The organism is Achromobacter sp. SIMBA_011 (genome assembly GCF_046535435.1).
Classification (GTDB): Bacteria; Pseudomonadota; Gammaproteobacteria; order Burkholderiales; family Burkholderiaceae_B; genus Achromobacter; species Achromobacter dolens.
Genome location: NZ_JAWRWN010000169.1, coordinates 1 through 336, shown reverse-complemented (window position 1 = coordinate 336; position 336 = coordinate 1). Strand labels below are relative to the sequence as shown.

The window sequence follows — 336 nt, the reverse complement described above, 5'->3', positions numbered from 1 at the left end:
GCAGCGGGCCGTGGCTGCATTTGCCGACGCATGCGGTGAGCTTCGATGCCCGCGAGGACGCACTGGCGCAGCAACTGTTGCCGCCGATTCATGCGGGGCGTTTCGATCCGCCATGGGTGCGCGATCTCGCGCGCGAGACGGGCACGGCCGAGGACGCCGTGCGCGCGCTGTTGCGCAAGCTCGCGCGGCGCGGCGACGTGCATCAGGTCGTGCGCGATCTGTTCTATCACGCGGAGGTCGTGCGCGAGCTGGCTGCGCTCGTTGCGGAACTCGCGCCGATGCACGGCGGCGGCCTCGATGCGGCGACGTTTCGCGATGCGACCGGGCTCGGCCGCA

General features: G+C 71.1%; 1 pseudogene. It reads left to right on the top strand.

Annotated elements, in window-relative coordinates:
• Positions 1 to 336: pseudogene (locus SB816_RS30410) on the top strand (selenocysteine-specific translation factor); the annotation flags it as partial.